A 15,953-nucleotide genomic window follows, 5' to 3' on the forward strand; every position below is an offset into this window, starting at 1 on the left:
GAGCGCATGTCGGTCAACAGCAACCTCGTCGTCGCCGAGGCGGTGGAACTGCGCTCGGAGGTCGACGAGGCCCCGCCCTCGTCGAAGCGACGGCAGAAGCAGCCACGACGCCCGCGCACGACGCGCACCACCTGGCGCAAGGCGCTCAAGAAGGACTGGCGGCTCTACACGCTGCTGATCCTGCCGATCGTCTTCCTGCTGATCTTCCGGTACATCCCGATGGCGGGGAACATCATCGCGTTCCGCCGCTTCCGCCCGGGCGGCTCGATGTTCGGCGACGAATGGGTGGGCCTGCGCTACGTCGAGCTCTTCATCAACGACCCGACGTTCTGGCGGGCCTTCTGGAACACCCTGATCCTCGGCGGGCTGACGCTGCTCATCGTGTTCCCGCTGCCGATCGTGCTGGCGCTCATGTTCAACGAGCTGCGCTCGCGCTCGTTCAAGCGCGTCGCGCAGTCGATCTCCTACCTGCCGCACTTCATGTCGATCGTGATCGTGGCGGGCATGGTGCTGCAGCTCACCGCGCTCAAGGGCTCCATCAACCAGGCGATCCAGTTCTTCGGGGGTGACGCCATCCCCTTCATGCAGCTGGCGCAGTGGTTCCCCACGATCTACGTGGGGTCCGAGATCTGGCAGACGGTCGGATGGGGCACGATCCTGTACCTCGCCGCGCTCACCACGATCGACCCGCAGCTGTACGAGGCGGCCCGCATCGACGGCGCGAGTCGCTGGCGGCAGATCTGGCACGTGACGCTGCCCGGCATCCGCCCGACGATGATCGTGCTGCTCATCCTGAACATCGGCACGTTCATGGCCGTCGGGTTCGAGAAGATCCTGCTGCTGTACAACCCGCTGCTGTACCCGACCGCCGACGTCATCTCGACGTACCTGTACCGCGTCGGCATCATCTCGAGCAACTTCTCCTACGCCACCGCCATCGGCCTGTTCGAGTCGCTCATCGGGCTGGCCCTGATCCTGACCGCCAACGCGATCTCGCGTCGAACCGTGGGGACGAGCCTGTGGTGACCGAAAGCCTCCGCACCGCACCGCGCCGCATGTCGGAGCGGATCTTCCGCCCGGCCACGCAGGGCGGCATCAAGGACTCCCGCGGTTACACGGTGTTCCGCATCGTGAACGGCGCGCTCATCGTCGCGCTGTGCTTCCTGACGCTCTACCCGTTCCTCAACGTGGTCGCGCAGGCGTTCAGCTCCGAGGCGTACATCAACTCGGGGCAGGTGAGCCTCATCCCCAAGGGGTTCAACGTCACGACGTTCGGCTACGTCATGGGCGACCCGCTGTTCTGGCGCAACTACGGCAACACCGTGCTGTACACGGTCGTGGCCACCGCCATCGCGATGGTCCTCACCACGTCGTTCGCGTACGCACTGTCGAAGAAGCACCTGAAGGGCCGCGCGTTCTTCATCGGCATCGCGGTGTTCACGATGTTCTTCAACGGCGGGCTCATCCCGAACTACATCCTGATCAACGAGCTGGGCTTCAAGAACACGCTTTGGGCGATCGTGATCCCCAACGCCATCAGCGTCTTCAACCTGCTCGTCATGAAGTCGTTCTTCGAGGGCTTCCCCGAGGACCTCGAAGAGGCCGCGGCGATCGACGGCCTCACGACCTACGGCATCCTCTGGAAGATCGTGCTGCCGCTGTCGAAGGCGGTGATCGCGACGATGGTGCTGTTCTACGCGGTGTCGTTCTGGAACTCGTGGTTCGCTGCCTTCCTGTACATGGACAAGGCAGAGCTCTATCCGGTCACGGTATATCTGCGCAATCTGCTGGCCGCCGCGACCGGCGGCGAGGCGCTCGGCGCCGGCGCCGGATCGGGCGAGGCCACGCAGGTCGCCGCCAACGTCAAGGCCGTCACGATGCTCCTCACCGTCCTGCCGATCGTGTGCCTCTACCCCTTCATCCAGAAGTACTTCGTGTCGGGCGTGATGCTCGGCTCGGTCAAGCAATGAGAAGCGGATGCCTCGGCCCGAGGCATCCGCTCGCCCGATGGATCCCCCACGAAAGGAAAACCTCATGACACAGCACATGCGACGGAGCGTGCTGCTCGCGGGCGCCATGCTCGCCGCGGGCGCGCTCGTCCTCAGCGGTTGCGACTCCGGCGGCGGCAGCGGCGCCGACGGTGACGACACCGCGGCGTCGGAGTTCGACTTCACCGGCAAGGACGTCGGCGCGATGAAGGACTTCGGCGTCGGCGACACCTTCCAAGCGACCGAGCCGGTCGAGTTCGGCCTCTTCTACCGCGATCACCCCAACTATCCCCTCAAGGACGACTGGCTGCTCCTGTCGGAGCTGGAGAAGAACCAGAACGTCACGTTCGACATCACCTCGGCCCCGCTGAGCGAGTGGGACCAGCGCAAGTCGCTCGTCATCGGCGCCGGCGACGCGCCCGACATCGTGTCGGTCACCTACCCCGGCCAGGAGGTGCCGTTCGTGGCCGGCGGCGCGATCCTCGCTGCCAGCGACTACGTGCAGTACATGCCGAACTTCATGGACAAGGTCAAGAAGTGGCACCTCGAGCCCGACCTCGACCAGCTGCGCCAGGAGGACGGCAAGTACTACCTGTTCCCGGGCTTCCGTGAGCTGCCCCGGGCGGAGTACTCGTATGCGGTGCGCACCGACATCTGGAACGAGCTGGGCCTGAGCCTGGAGCCGGCGACGTTCGACGAGTTCGCCGAAGACCTGCAGAAGGTGCACGAGGCCTACCCCGACGTCTACCCGCTGACCGACCGCTGGTCGGCGAACGGCCCGCTGGAGGCGACGCTGTCGTTCGCGGCGCCGAACTTCGGCACGCTCGCCGGATGGGGCTTCACCCAGGGCCTGTGGTGGAACGGCGACGAGTTCGAGTACGCCGGCGCGTCCGACGGCTACCACGACCTCGTCGAGTACTACGCGGGTCTCGTGAAGGACGGTGTGCTCGACCCCGAGGCCGTCACGCAGGACGACGACCAGGCGATCCAGAAGTTCGCCTCGGGCGAGGCCCTCGCGATCGGCGCGAACGACCAGGAGATCGTCCGCTACCGCTCCACGATCGAAGAGCTGGGGACGGATGCCGAGATCGGCCTCATCCGGGTGCCCGCCGGCCCCGCGGGCGACAACTTCGCCTCGGGTCAGCGTCTCGTGAGCGGCTTCATGCTGTCGTCGAAGGTGGCCGAATCTGAGAACTTCAAGGCGCTGCTGCAGTTCATCGACTGGCTGTACTACTCGGACGAGGGCCTCGAGTTCGCCAAGTGGGGCGTCGAGGGCGAGACGTACTCGAAGGACTCCAGCGGCACGCGGACGCTCAACTCCGACATCACCGCAATGGGCCTGAACCCGGGCGCGCCGAAGAACCTGCAGGCCGACTACGGGTTCTCGAACGGCGTGTTCATGCTGGTGCACGGCTCGACGGTCGACCTCGACCGCTCGATGCTGCGCCCCGAGGTGCAGGACTTCGTGAAGTCGATGGAGACCAAGAAGATCCTGGAGCTGCCGCCGCCCGCCCCGCTGAACGAAGTCGAGCGCGAGCAGGTGTCGCTGTACCAGTCGGCGCTCAAGGACCACGTGTGGACCAACACGGCGCAGTTCATCCTCGGCCAGCGGCCGCTCTCGGACTGGGACGCGTACGTCACCGAGCTCAAGGGCATGAACATGGACACCTACCTCGACACCGTCAACGAGGCGCAGAAGCGCTACGCCGAGGCGAACGGCTGATCCGACGGTCTGATCGGATGCCGCGACCGCAGGCTTCTCGAAGCGCCGCGGTCGCGGCATCCACTTCTGCAGAGAGACTTCTCACGTGGCACTTCCCGATCTGCGCAAGATCCCCTACGGCGGCGACTACAACCCCGAGCAGTGGGGCGAGGAGGTGTGGGACGAGGATTACCGCGCGTTCGACCTCGCACACATCGACCTCGTCACCGTGGGGGTGTTCTCGTGGGCGCTGACGCAGCCCGACGAGGACACCTACGATCTGTCGACGCTGGAGCGGATCATCGACCGCGCGCACGCGGAGGGTCGCAAGGTGTGCCTGGCCACCGGGACGGGAGCGGTGCCGCCGTGGCTGGCGCACCGGCATCCCGACGTGTGCCGCACGGACTTCGAGGGCAGGCGGCACGTGTACGGCGGACGCCACAACGCGTGCCCGTCCTCGCCCGCGTACCGGCGGCTGTCGGCCGCGGTCGCCGGCCGCATCGCGGAGCGCTTCGGCGACCACCCCGCGGTCGTCGCATGGCACGTCAACAACGAGTACGGCGGCCAGTGCTACTGCGACCTGTGCGCGGCGGAGTTCCGGGTGTGGCTGCGCGAGCGCTACGTCACGCTCGACCGGCTGAACGACGCGTGGAACACCGACTTCTGGTCGCACCGGTTCACCGACTGGGAAGAGATCGTCCCGCCGACGATGCTGTCGGAGCACTGGCGCGGGCCCAACCACACCGCGTTCCAGGGGATCTCGCTGGACTACCTGCGGTTCAACAGCGACAACCTGCTGCGGTCGTTCCGCGACGAGAAGCAGGCGATCCGCGAATTCTCGACCCTGCCGATCACGACCAACATGATGGGGATCTTCCGCCACCTCGACTACCACCGGTGGGCGCCGTACCTCGACTTCGCGTCGTGGGACAACTACCCGACCGACGGCTCGCCGGTCTCGCGCATGGCGCTCTCGCACCGTCTCATGCGCGGGCTCAAGGACGGGCAGCCGTTCTGGCTCATGGAGCAGACGCCGACGATGACCGCCACCCGCGACTTCAACCCCGTCAAGCGGCCGGGCGTCATGCGGCTGTGGTCGTGGCAGGCCGTCGCGCACGGCGCGGACTCGGTGCTGTTCTTCCAGCTGCGGCAGAGCCGCGGCGCGTCGGAGAAGTATCACGGCGCGGTGCTCAACCACGCCGGTCGCACCGACACCCGCGCGTTCGACGAGGTCGCGGCACTCGGCGCCGAGCTGGAGCGCGTGGGCGATCGGCTGCTCGGCGGCCGCACCCCGGCGCGCGTGGCGCTGCTGTTCGACTGGGACTCGTGGTGGGCGCTGGAGATGACCGACGGTCACAGCCGCGCGGTCGGCTACGAAGGACAGCTCGTGGCCTATCACGAGGCCCTGTGGCAGGCAGGGGCGCTCGTCGACGTCGTGCCGACGACCGCGGACCTGTCGGGGTACGACGTCGTGGTCGCGCCGCTGCTGCACGTGCTCAAGGGCTCGATCGCCTCGCGGCTCGAAGACGTCGCACGGCGGGGCGGGACCGTGATCACGACGGTCATGTCCGGCCTCGTCGACGAGGACGACAACGCGTTCCTCGCCGACGTGCCCGGACCCCTGGGCGCGCTGTGCGGGGTGCGGGTCGACGAGACCGACTCGCTGCCGCCTGAGGAGCCCAACGCCGTGGTGCTCGCGCTGCCGGGCGAGACTCCGGTGCGCGTCGGGGCGCGGCACGTGTTCGATCTCGTGATCCCGCAGGGCGCGACGCCCGTCGGCACGTACGAGCACGAGTTCTATGCGGGGGAGGGGGCCGTGACCCGGAACGCCTTCGGCGCGGGCTCGGCCTGGTACGTCGGGACGGTGCTCGACCAGCCCGGCGTGGACTGGGTGGTGCGCCATGCCCTCGCCGAGCACGACGCCCTCGGCCCCTTCGCCGAGGTGCGCGACCTCGAGCACACCACCCGCATCGTGGACGGCCGCCGCTACGAGTTCGTCCTCAACCACGGCGCTGACGCGGTCGAGGCGCCCTCGCCGTTCGCCGGGACCGATCTGCTCACCGGTCTCGCCATCGCCGCGGGCGAGCCGCTGCGGCTGCCGGTGGCGGGCGTGGCGGTCATCGAGGTCGCTGTCCGGTGAAGATGGAGGCGATGAACGAACAGACGCCGCGCCGCCACGGGGCGCTGGGCCGCGTGACCGGTGCGGTCTACTGGTTCGTGGTCGTGGAGCTCTGCTTCCTGCTCGCGGCCTCACCGGGACTGATCGGGATCCTGCTGCTTGCGCGCGATGCCAGCAACCTGCCGCTCTACGCGCTGTGCCTCGTGCCGGTGGGGCCGGCGTTCTCGGCGGCGATGTCGGCGATCACGGCGCGGTCCGACGAGCTGTCGGTGTGGCCGAGGTACTGGCGGTCGTACGCGAACAACGTCGTCGACGTGCTGTGGATGTGGGTGCCCGCGCTGGTCGTCGCGACGGTGCTCGGCACGACGATCGCGTTCGCCGGGGGAGCGGGCATCGACGCGTTCTTCGTGGTGGTGGCAATCGTGTTCCTCGTCGTGCTGGCGGTGTGGACGTCGCATGCGCTGGTCATCGCGTCGTTCTTCTCGTTCCGTGCGCGCGACATCGCCCGCCTGGCGCTGTACTACGTGGCCGCGCGACCCCTGGTGAGCGTCGGCGCGCTGTCCTATCTCGTGCTCGCGGCGGCGCTCGTCGCCTTCACGTCGGACTGGGTGCTGGCCCTCAGCGCCGTGTTCTTCGCGGCCATCGCCCCGATCAACTCCCGCGCGATGGACCGCGACATCCGCTCCCGCTTCGTCGGGGCAGGGGACGGATCCTGAGGCCGCACCCGAGCCGGCGATTCCCTGGTCTCGGCGAGACCGAGGATTCGCGTCGAGACCGAGGGCGTCGTCACCTGCCTCACCGTGAAACCCCTGGTTGGGCTCGCGAATCCCCTGTCTCGACCCGGGCCCGTACCTGCGCTCAGTAGTTCGTGCGGCCGCGTTCGTCGGGGATGCCGGACGCGCGCCAGAAGTACGTGTTGATCTGGTCGCGCCACTCGGCCGCCGATCGGGTCTGCTCGGCGAACCGCTCGGCGCCCCGCATCCACACTCCCTCATCGATGCGCCCGCGCAGCGCGTCCCACTCGGCCGGCAGCTCGGCCGCCCGGGCGGCGCCCGCGAAGTGGGTGTCGTAGATGTGCTGGATCACCGTCGTGCCGCTGCTCAGCCGGTGCCCGTACGGCACGTGGTGGAAGAACAGCAGCACCTCGTCGGGCACCGTGTCGAGCGACTCGAAGCGGGACGCCCACGGCTCGGGGTACTGCCCGGCGTAGCCGGTGCCCGTGGCGACGGTGCGGTCGACGCCGATGCCGTCGCGATCGGCGAAATGGTACGTGCCCCACGGCGAGTACTCGTACCCGTCGACCGAGGGCCCGTAGTGCGAACCGGGCGTCACCATGAACCCGACACCGAGCGGCGCGGTGTACGCCTCGTAGGTCGCCCACGACTCATCGAGGATCGAATGGATGCCCGCGGCCACGGTCTCGTCGTCGCCGAAGGTCAGCGCGCTCCACTCGTCGAGTACGTCAGACGCGTCCAGTGCGGCATCCCACGCCAGGCGTCCGTACGCGTACAGGTTCGCCTGCGCGAGTGGGTGACCGGTCCAGAACGCGTCGTCGCCGACGTTGGCGACCGCCGCGATGCCGCCCCGGACGAGGTCGGAGAGCGGCGGGTCGTCGCCGCCGAACGGGCGGAAGCCGAGGATCCCGCTCCACTGCGGGGCGAGGTACACGGCGTGGCGCTGGTGGCCGGTGTACTCCTGCGTGACCTGCAGCTCGAGGGCGATCTTCGTGCGCGTCATCGCGGGGATGACCGGCGACAGCGGCTCGCGGGTCTGGAAGTCGAGCGGCCCGTACTTGACCTGCAGCACGACGTTGTCGTCGAACCGGCCGTCCAGCGGCACGAACGTGTCGTACGCGGCACGCGCGCGGTCGGTCGAGCGGTCGCGCCAGTCCTGGCGGTGGTTGTAGACGAACGCGCGCCACCGCACGATCCCGCGGTGCGGCGCGAGGGCGCGGGCGAGCATGTTCGCGCCGTGCGCGTGGTCTCGGCCGTATGCGTGCGGGCCCGGCTGCCCCTCGGAGTCCGCCTTCACGAGGTAGCCGCCGAAGTCCGGGATGCGGGCGTAAACGCGTGCGGTGGCGTCTGCCCACCACTGCGCGACGCGCTCGTCGAGCGGGTCGGACGTGTCGAGGTCGCCGAGGTTCAGCGGAGCCGCGAAGTCGATCGACAGGTGGACGCGGATGCCCCACGGGCGGAACACCGCCGCGAGCCGCTCGACCGCCCCGAGGTCATCGGCCAGCAGTCGCGCCTCGCGGCGTCCGACGTTGACGTTGTTCACCGTGACCGCGTTGATGCCGATCGACGCGAGCAGACGGGCGTACCGCCCGACGCGCGAGAGGTCGTCGCGCAGCTCCCCGTCGGCGTAGAAGAGCGAGCCGCCGGCGTATCCACGCTCGACCTGGCCCATGACCGGGTGCACGGCGATGTTGTCCCAGTGGTCGAGCACGCGCAGCCGCTGCTGCGGCTCGAACCGCGTCGAGCCCTCGCGGCGCACACCCTGGGCGCGGTCGCGCACGACCTGGAACCAGCCGTACAGCGCGCCGCGCGGACCGCCGTACGCGACGATCGTGCGCGCACCGTCGGACGAGATCTCGAAGCCCTCCTCGCCCAGGCCCGACGAGGCGTCGGCCGGCACGATCGCGAGGGCCGCGGCATCCACCGATCCAGCCCCGACCGCGCCGGCGCCGGCGGCCTCGGCACGCACCGAGTCCAGCAGCGGGCCGTCGCCGACCACGTGCACGGGCAGGCGGTCGAGGAACGCGAGCGCGCCGTCGGGCAGCCACATCGGATGCTCGGTCATCGGGTCACCAATCGTGGATCGTGCCGTCGAGCAGGCGCGCGGCGGGCAGATAGGCGGGTTCGTACGGGAAGCGGGCGGCGGCCTCGTCGTCGTACTCGACGCCGAGTCCGGGGGCGTCTCCGGGGTGCATCGACCCCGCGTCGAAGCTGTACGACGTGCGGAACACCTCACCGGCCAGCGGGGCGTGCGCCATGTGCTCCTGGATGCCGAAGTTGTGGATCGCGAGGTCGAGGTGCAGTGCGGCCGCCATTCCGACGGGCGAGATGTCGGTGGGGCCATGACTGCCCGAGCGCACCTGGTGGAGCGCGGCGAGCTCGAAGATGCGCTTGAGGTGGGTGATGCCGCCGGCGTGCGTGACGGACGCGCGCACGTAGTCGACGAGCTGCTGCTGGATGAGCGTGCGGAAGTCCCACACGCTGTTCAGCACCTCGCCGATCGCGAGCGGCGTCGTGGTGTGCTGCCGCACGAGCCGCAGCGCCTCCGGATCGTCCACCGGGGTGACGTCTTCGAGCCAGAACAGGTCGTACGGCTCGAGGCTCCTGCCGAGCCGGGCGGCCTCGATCGGGGTGAGCCGGTGATGTGCGTCGTGCAGCAGCATCAACTCGGGTCCGAACTCGGCGCGGGCCCACTCGAACATGCGCGGCAGGTACGACAGGTAGCGGCGGGTGTCCCAGCCCTCCTCGACGGCGAGCCCGGCGCGCTTTGCCGGCTCGTACGTGTAGCGGCCGCCGCTCGCGCGGGCGGACGAGATGCCGTAGCCGCCCCCCATGCCGGGGATCGCGACCTGCAGCCGGATCGCCCGGTACCCCTCGGCGAGGCGCGCGCGCACCGAGTCGCCGAGGTCTTCGAGGTCGGCGCCCGACGCGTGCGCGTAGACGAGCGCGCTCGCGCGAGACGCGCCGCCGAGCAGCTGGTACACCGGCATGCCGGCGAGCTTGCCCTTGATGTCCCACAGGGCGACGTCGACGGCGGCGATCGCAGTCATCGTGACCGGACCCCGGCGCCAGTACGCCGAGCGGTACAGGAACTGCCAGGTGTCTTCGATGCGCTGCGCGTCGGTGCCGACGAGCAGGGGAGCGACGTGGTCGCGCAGGTACGACGCGACCGCGAGCTCGCGGCCGTTGAGGGTCGCGTCGCCGAGACCGACGACGCCGTCCTCGGTCGTGATCCGCAGGGTGACGAAGTTGCGCGACGGGCTCGCGACCAGCACCTCGGCCGATCGGATGGTGGTGGATGCCGTCATGCCTTGCTCCCGTGTCGTCGGCGTCGATCGATGTAAACGTTATTACCCTAGTGTTCCGGGGGAACAGACAGTCCATTCCAGGTGGAGAATGGAACCCGGTTTCTCTCTCCAGATGGGGGTGGACGATGGTGACCGTTCACGATGTCGCCGCGCGCTCCGGCGTGTCGATCGCGACGGTCTCGCGCACGCTGCGCGAGCCGCACCGGGTGTCGGACGACACGCGCGTGCGCGTCCTGGCGGCCGTCGACGAGCTGGGCTACCGCCCCAACCGGGCGGCGAGCAGCCTGCGCCGCGGACGCACCGGCGTGATCGCGCTGGTCGTGCCCGACATCGAGAACCCGTACTTCGCGTCGATGACGAAGGGCGCGCAGGTGATGTGCCGTGCGCGCGGCTACGGGCTGGTCGTCGTCGACACCACCGAGCGCGCCGAGATCGAGGACGAAGAGGTGCGCGCACTGCGCTCGCAGACCGACGGGCTGATCATCGCGTCGTCGCGCCTGTCGGACGAACGGCTGACCGAGATCGCGGATGCCGCCCCCTGCGTGCTGGTCAACCGCCGGCTCACGGGTCCCGGCGAGGCCGTGCCCTCGGTCACGATCGACGAGGAGACGGGAGTCGAGGCCGCCGTCGCGCACCTGTACGACCTCGGGCATCGAGGGCTCCTCTACGTCGGGGGACCGTCGCGGTCCTGGTCGCAGGCGCGGCGGTCCGCCGCGATCGCCGAGGCGGCGGCATCCCGTGCCGGTCTGCATCTCGTCCAGGTCTCCGACTGCGTGCCCACGTCCGAAGGCGGCCGCGCCGTCGCGCGCGAGGCGCTCGCCACCGGAGCGACCGCGGTCATCGCCTACAACGACCTCGTCGCGGCGGGGCTGCTGGCGCAGTGGACCGAGCTCGGCGTGCGGGTGCCCGATGACCTGAGCCTCGTGGGGTTCGACGACACGTTCGTCACCGGGCTCGTCACACCGCCGCTGACGAGCGTGGGCGTCGACCTGCGCGAGCTGGGCGATGCGGCGGTGGAGCTGCTGCTCGACCGCATCGACCGCCCCGACGCGAACGCCGAGGGCAACGATCGCACCGTCGTGCCGCGGCTCGTGGTGCGGGCGTCGACCGCGGCGCCCGGCGCCCGCTGAGCCGACCCGGGCGGCTGCCGAATCGGCTGGACGCGGCATCCGATCTGGTATAGGTTGTCGTCAGCAACATTTACCGCCCGCCGCACGATCGCGGCTGCCCGCCGCAAAGGAGCGTCATGCCCACCCCCACCCGCGCCGACAAGTTCTCGTTCGGACTCTGGACGATCGGCTACAACGGCACCGACCCCTTCGGCGGCCCGACCCGCCCGCACCTCGACGTGGTGCACGCCGTAGAGAAGCTCGCCGAGCTCGGCGCCTACGGCCTCACGTTCCACGATGACGACCTGTTCGCCTTCGGCTCGACCGACGCCGAGCGCCAGACGCAGATCGACCGCCTCAAGGGCGCGCTGGCCGACACCGGCCTCATCGTGCCGATGGTCACCACCAACCTGTTCTCGGCCCCGGTCTTCAAGGACGGCGGGTTCACCTCGAACGACCGCGACGTCCGGCGCTTCGCGCTGCGCAAGGTCATCCGCCAGCTCGACCTCGGCGCTGAGCTCGGCGCCAAGACCTTCGTCATGTGGGGCGGCCGCGAGGGTGCCGAGTACGACTCGGCGAAAGACATCCGTGCCGCGCTCGAGCGCTATCGCGAGGCCGTGAACCTGCTCGGCGACTATGTCGTCGACAAGGGCTACGACATCCGCTTCGCGATCGAGCCGAAGCCCAACGAGCCCCGCGGCGACATCCTGCTGCCCACGCTCGGCCACGCGATCGCGTTCATCGACTCGCTCGAGCGCCCCGAGCTCGTCGGCCTCAACCCCGAGGTGGGCCACGAGCAGATGGCGGGCCTCAACTTCGCCGCCGGCATCGCACAGGCGCTGTACCACGGCAAACTCTTCCACATCGACCTGAACGGCCAGCGCGGCATCAAGTACGACCAGGACCTCGTGTTCGGTCACGGCGACCTGCACAACGCGTTCGCGCTCGTCGACCTGCTCGAGAACGGCGGCCCCGGCGGGGTTCCGGCCTACGAGGGCCCGCGCCACTTCGACTACAAGCCGTCGCGCACCGAGGACGAGAACGGCGTGTGGGACTCCGCCGCCGCGAACATGCGCACCTACCTGTTGCTCAAGGAGCGTGCCGCGGCCTTCCGCGCCGACCCCGAGGTGCAGGAGGCGCTGGCCGCTGCGAAGGTGCCCGAGCTGTCGGTGCCGACGCTGAACCCGGGTGAGACGATCGAGGACCTGCGGGCCGACCGCTCGGCCTACGAGGACTTCGACGCCGACGCCTACCTCGGCGGCAAGGGCTTCGGCTTCGTGCGTCTGCAGCAGCTCGCGACCGAGCACCTGCTCGGCGCCCGCTGAGTCGGTCTGCCCGCGCACATCGCTCGCCGAGCCAGGGGATCCGCGCCGAGACCGGGGGCCATACCCTCGGTCTCGTGCCGGATCCCCTGTCTCTGCCCGTACACAAGGAGCACCGATGACGCTCGTCATGGGAGTGGACTCGTCCACGCAGTCATGCAAGGTCGTGATCGTGGATGCCGCGACAGGCGCGATCGTCCGGCAGGGGCGTGCCTCGCACCCCGATGGCACGGCCGTCGATCCCGAGGCCTGGTGGACCGCGCTGCAGGCGGCGATCGCCGAGGCGGGCGGTCTTGACGACGTCGCGGCGTGGGCGATCGGAGGGCAGCAGCACGGCATGGTCGCGCTCGATGCCGACGGCCGGGTCGTCCGCGATGCGCTGCTGTGGAACGACACCCGCTCGGCCGGTGCGGCGGCGGACCTCATCGCCGAGTTCGGCGCCGACGAGCTCGCGCGGCGCACCGGGCTCGTGCCGGTGGCATCCTTCACCATCACCAAGCTCCGCTGGCTGCGCGACACCGAGCCCGACAACGCCGCGCGCGTCGCGGCCGTCGCCCTGCCCCACGACTGGCTGACCTGGCGCCTGCGCGGGTTCGGCCCCGGCGGCGCATCGCCCCGCGGCCCTGTGCTCGAAGAACTCACCACGGACCGATCGGATGCCTCCGGCACCGGTTACTGGAACCCCACGGACGACTCCTACGATCGTGACCTGCTCGTCGCTGCCCTCGGTCACGACGCCGTGCTGCCGCGCGTGCTCGGGCCCGACGCGTGGGTCGCCGACGCCGAGGGCCGACGGGTCGGCGGCGGTGCGGGCGACAACGCCGGCGCTGCGCTCGGACTCGGCGCCGGACCGGGCGACGTCGTCGTGTCGATCGGGACGTCCGGAACCGTCTTCGCCGTCAGCGAGCGGCGCACGATCGATCCCACGGGCACCGTCGCGGGCTTCGCCGACTGCACGGGCCGGTTCCTGCCGCTCGTCGCGACGCTCAACGCCGCGCGTGTGCTCGACGCGATCGCCCGCGTGCTGGGCGTGGACCACGCCGAACTGTCGCGCCTCGCCCTGGCCGCCTCGCCCGGTGCGGAGGGGCTCGCGCTGGTGCCGTACTTCGAGGGCGAGCGCACTCCGAACCTCCCCGACGCGACGGCGTCGCTCACCGGCATGACCCTCGCCTCGACGACCCGCGAGAACCTCGCGCGCGCCGCCGTCGAGGGCATGCTGTCGGGGCTGGCTGCGGGACTCGAGGCGCTGCGCGGCCTCGGCGTGCCCCTCGAGCGTGCACTGCTCATCGGCGGTGGCGCGCAGTCCGAGGCGGTGCGGCAGATCGCACCGCTCGTCCTGGGATTGGCGGTCGCGGTGCCCGAGCCGGGCGAGTACGTCGCACTCGGTGCGGCACGCCAGGCGGTGGCGGTCCTCGCCGCCTGACCCGCGCGCCGGCCGAACGGCCGAAATGGGCAGAACTGCCGATGTATCGCCGGGGCCCGCGAGGGCATCTTCACTGTATGGACGCTGCGCTGCTCGCCGGGACGGTCTCGACCGTGCTGTTCGCCGCGGCCAATCTGCCGATGCTCGTCAAGGCGGTGCGCTCGCGCGATCTGCGGTCCTACAGCCTGAGCGCGCTCGTGCTCGGCAATGTGGGCAACCTCACGTACACGATCTACGTCGTGAGCCTGCCGTTCGGGCCGATCTGGGTGCTGCACGGGTTCTACCTCGTGACGATGGCCGTGATGCTGGTGCTGTACGCGGTGTCGGCGCAGTCGCAGCGGCGCGAGCCCCACACCCGGACCTCGCCCACCACCCCGTCCGCCGCCCCCGACGTGTTCGCAGCCACCCCCGACGTGTTCGCAATCCCGTCTGCGCGAGCCGGCTCATCGCGCCGCGCCGCGTGATTCCGCGGCGCGCCGGCGGGTCGGCTGACACCGGGACTGAATCGTGGACCGTCCTACGCGCCACAATGGACGAATGGATGCCGTGGCCGAGGGCGATGCGGGGCTCGACGAGATCGCGAGCGAGCTGTACGCCCTGACCCCGGCCGAGTTCACGGCGGCGCGCAACGAGCGGGCCGCGGCATCCCCGCCGGCACTCGCGAAGCGGGTCAAGTCGCTGCGCAAGCCGTCGGTGGCGGCGTGGGCGGTCAACCTGCTCGCGCGCGACGGGCAGCTCGCCGATGCCGTGGAGCTCTCGGCGGCGCTGCGCGAGGCGCAGGACGACCTCGACGCTGCCGAACTGTCGCGCCTGGGCGCCCAGCGGCGGCAGCTGGTCGGCGCCCTCGCGAAGCAGGCGGTCGGCCTCGCCTCCGACGCCGGCGTGACGCTCAGCGCGGGCGCGCGAGACGAGGTTGAGAAGACCATCAATGCCGCCGTGATGGATGCCGCAGCCGCCGCCGCGGTGCTCACGGCGCGGCTCGTCACGACGCTGGAGGCCGGAGACATCGATCCTGCCGCGCTCGCGGATGCCGTGGGCGGGACGCTCCCCGGAGCGATCGAACCCCCACCCCGTGACGATCTCGCCGAGCGCCGTGCCCGCAAGGCGGCCGAGAAGGCCGCTCGCGAGGCCGAGCGCCTCGCGAATGAGGCCGAGCGCGAGCTCGCCCGGATCGAGGCGCGGCGCGCCAAGGCGCAGGAGCGCGTGGACCACGTGCGCGAACGCATCGACGACCTGCGCCGCGACCTCGCCGCCCTCGAAGCCGATGCCGAGGCGGCGGGCGCCAAGCTCGATGCCGCCGAACGCGAGCACGCCGAGGCGGCGACCCGCGCCCGCGCCGCGGCTCAGGCGTCGGAGCGGGCCGCGCAAGCCCTGGAAGACCGCTGACGCCGGCCGCCGGCCGCCGGCATCCGGCTTCACAGGACTCTCGTAGGAGGCCTGCCTAGCGTGGAGGGCATGGCGACTCCTGCTCCGCTGGTGCCCGCGACGACCACCGAAGAAGGCGAGATCACGGTCTCTCCGACCGAGCTGCGGGAGCTGCGCGACGAGCTGCAGCGGTTCATGATGGAGTACCGCTTCGGCCTGCAGGAGGTCGAGACGAAGATCGGCATCCTGCGCGACGAGTTCCTGCTGACGCACGACTACAACCCGATCGAGCACGTCTCGAGCCGCGTGAAGTCGCCCGACAGCCTCGTCGAGAAGGTGCAGCGCAAGGGCATCGACGGCGACTTCGCGTCGATCCGCCGCAGCATCACCGACATCGCCGGCATCCGCATCACCTGCAGCTTCACCGCCGACGTGTACCGGCTGTTCGATCTGCTGACCGCACAGGACGACGTGCGCGTCATCCAGGTGAAGGACTACATCGCCGATCCCAAGCCCAACGGGTACAAGAGCCTGCACGCGATCCTCGAAGTGCCGGTGTTCCTGTCGACCGGCCGCATCGAGGTGCCCGTCGAGGTGCAGTTCCGCACGATCGCGATGGACTTCTGGGCGAGCCTGGAGCACAAGATCTACTACAAGTACGCCACTCGGGTCCCCGACGAACTGCTCGAGAGCCTCAAGGACGCCGCCGACACCGCCGCCGAGCTCGACGCCCGCATGGAGCGGCTGCACCGCCAGATCCGCGGCACCGCCCCGGCGTCGGCCGTGACAGTGCACGAGCTGCCTGCTCCCGTGTCGTCGGAAGAACCGGATGCCGCACCCACGGGCAGCGGTGACGCCGGGCTCAGCGCAGTCTGAGGTCGAG

Annotated in this window: 13 protein-coding genes; 11 read left to right on the forward strand and 2 right to left on the reverse strand. The window is 70.1% G+C overall.

The genetic code is table 11. The features are described from left to right. Positions 1 to 6 precede the first annotated feature (6 nt). From ABEA46_RS17290 to ABEA46_RS17310, 5 genes are all read left to right on the forward strand, one after another. Positions 7 to 1,026 (forward strand): ABC transporter permease, encoded by a 1,020-nt coding sequence (locus ABEA46_RS17290; protein WP_345546246.1) that lies wholly within the window; start codon positions 7 to 9, stop codon positions 1,024 to 1,026. A 29-nt stretch (positions 1,027 to 1,055) separates the two neighbouring features. Next, on the forward strand, positions 1,056 to 1,970 hold the full coding sequence (locus tag ABEA46_RS17295; protein ID WP_345546294.1) for a carbohydrate ABC transporter permease: 915 nt from the start codon (positions 1,056 to 1,058) through the stop codon (positions 1,968 to 1,970). Positions 1,971 to 2,034: 64 nt separating this feature from the next. Further along, on the forward strand, positions 2,035 to 3,711 hold the full coding sequence (locus ABEA46_RS17300) for an ABC transporter substrate-binding protein (RefSeq protein ID WP_345546248.1): 1,677 nt from the start codon (positions 2,035 to 2,037) through the stop codon (positions 3,709 to 3,711). A gap of 85 nt (positions 3,712 to 3,796) precedes the next feature. After that, on the forward strand, positions 3,797 to 5,830 hold the full coding sequence (locus tag ABEA46_RS17305; protein WP_345546250.1) for a beta-galactosidase: 2,034 nt from the start codon (positions 3,797 to 3,799) through the stop codon (positions 5,828 to 5,830). Between the two features lie 11 nt (positions 5,831 to 5,841). Beyond that, a complete protein-coding gene (locus tag ABEA46_RS17310; protein WP_345546252.1) occupies positions 5,842 to 6,525 on the forward strand; it encodes a glycosyltransferase in 684 nt (227 codons plus the stop codon). 142 nt (positions 6,526 to 6,667) lie between these two features. Here ABEA46_RS17310 and ABEA46_RS17315 read toward each other — a convergent pair whose 3' ends face one another. Both ABEA46_RS17315 and manD read right to left on the reverse strand, forming a co-directional pair. Further along, positions 6,668 to 8,608, reverse strand: a complete 1,941-nt coding sequence (locus ABEA46_RS17315; protein ID WP_345546253.1) for an alpha-glucuronidase — start codon at positions 8,606 to 8,608, stop codon at positions 6,668 to 6,670. A gap of 4 nt (positions 8,609 to 8,612) precedes the next feature. Next, complete coding sequence (gene manD, locus ABEA46_RS17320; RefSeq protein WP_345546256.1) at positions 8,613 to 9,851, reverse strand: D-mannonate dehydratase ManD; 1,239 nt, start codon at positions 9,849 to 9,851, stop codon at positions 8,613 to 8,615. Positions 9,852 to 9,976: 125 nt separating this feature from the next. Here manD and ABEA46_RS17325 point away from each other — a divergent pair, with 125 nt between their 5' ends. The 6 genes from ABEA46_RS17325 to ABEA46_RS17350 all read left to right on the forward strand — a co-directional run bounded on the left by ABEA46_RS17325 (position 9,977) and on the right by ABEA46_RS17350 (position 15,946). Continuing rightward, positions 9,977 to 10,981 carry a LacI family DNA-binding transcriptional regulator gene (locus ABEA46_RS17325; protein WP_345546258.1) on the forward strand — a complete coding sequence of 335 codons (1,005 nt, stop codon included), beginning with the start codon at positions 9,977 to 9,979 and terminating at the stop codon, positions 10,979 to 10,981. A gap of 116 nt (positions 10,982 to 11,097) precedes the next feature. Continuing rightward, a complete protein-coding gene (gene xylA / locus ABEA46_RS17330; RefSeq protein WP_345546260.1) occupies positions 11,098 to 12,285 on the forward strand; it encodes a xylose isomerase in 1,188 nt (395 codons plus the stop codon). A gap of 115 nt (positions 12,286 to 12,400) precedes the next feature. Next, a complete protein-coding gene (gene xylB, locus ABEA46_RS17335; protein WP_345546262.1) occupies positions 12,401 to 13,705 on the forward strand; it encodes a xylulokinase in 1,305 nt (434 codons plus the stop codon). A gap of 77 nt (positions 13,706 to 13,782) precedes the next feature. Continuing rightward, the gene (locus tag ABEA46_RS17340; RefSeq protein WP_345546264.1) at positions 13,783 to 14,169 is read left to right on the forward strand and encodes a hypothetical protein; all 387 of its coding nucleotides are present in this window, start codon (positions 13,783 to 13,785) and stop codon (positions 14,167 to 14,169) included. A gap of 73 nt (positions 14,170 to 14,242) precedes the next feature. Continuing rightward, positions 14,243 to 15,091 (forward strand): transposase, encoded by an 849-nt coding sequence (locus tag ABEA46_RS17345; protein WP_345546266.1) that lies wholly within the window; start codon positions 14,243 to 14,245, stop codon positions 15,089 to 15,091. Between the two features lie 69 nt (positions 15,092 to 15,160). Beyond that, entirely contained in the window at positions 15,161 to 15,946 is a 786-nt protein-coding gene (locus tag ABEA46_RS17350) for a GTP pyrophosphokinase (RefSeq protein ID WP_345546268.1), read from the forward strand. Positions 15,947 to 15,953: the final 7 nt, after the last annotated feature.

The organism is Microbacterium jejuense, from assembly GCF_039544225.1.
In the GTDB taxonomy this organism is placed as follows: domain Bacteria; phylum Actinomycetota; class Actinomycetes; order Actinomycetales; family Microbacteriaceae; genus Microbacterium; species Microbacterium jejuense.

Bases quoted from the DNA above. Each gene is read 5' to 3' on its own strand.
- ABEA46_RS17290 (WP_345546246.1), top strand. From the start codon at position 7: ATGTCGGTCAACAGCAACCTCGTCGTCGCCGAGGCGGTGGAACTGCGC.
- ABEA46_RS17295 (WP_345546294.1), top strand. From the start codon at position 1,056: ATGTCGGAGCGGATCTTCCGCCCGGCCACGCAGGGCGGCATCAAGGAC.
- ABEA46_RS17300 (WP_345546248.1), top strand. From the start codon at position 2,035: ATGACACAGCACATGCGACGGAGCGTGCTGCTCGCGGGCGCCATGCTC.
- ABEA46_RS17310 (WP_345546252.1), top strand. From the start codon at position 5,842: ATGAACGAACAGACGCCGCGCCGCCACGGGGCGCTGGGCCGCGTGACC.
- ABEA46_RS17315 (WP_345546253.1), bottom strand. From the start codon at position 8,608: ATGACCGAGCATCCGATGTGGCTGCCCGACGGCGCGCTCGCGTTCCTC.
- manD (WP_345546256.1), bottom strand. From the start codon at position 9,851: ATGACGGCATCCACCACCATCCGATCGGCCGAGGTGCTGGTCGCGAGC.
- ABEA46_RS17325 (WP_345546258.1), top strand. From the start codon at position 9,977: ATGGTGACCGTTCACGATGTCGCCGCGCGCTCCGGCGTGTCGATCGCG.
- xylA (WP_345546260.1), top strand. From the start codon at position 11,098: ATGCCCACCCCCACCCGCGCCGACAAGTTCTCGTTCGGACTCTGGACG.
- xylB (WP_345546262.1), top strand. From the start codon at position 12,401: ATGACGCTCGTCATGGGAGTGGACTCGTCCACGCAGTCATGCAAGGTC.
- ABEA46_RS17340 (WP_345546264.1), top strand. From the start codon at position 13,783: ATGGACGCTGCGCTGCTCGCCGGGACGGTCTCGACCGTGCTGTTCGCC.
- ABEA46_RS17345 (WP_345546266.1), top strand. From the start codon at position 14,243: ATGGATGCCGTGGCCGAGGGCGATGCGGGGCTCGACGAGATCGCGAGC.
- ABEA46_RS17350 (WP_345546268.1), top strand. From the start codon at position 15,161: ATGGCGACTCCTGCTCCGCTGGTGCCCGCGACGACCACCGAAGAAGGC.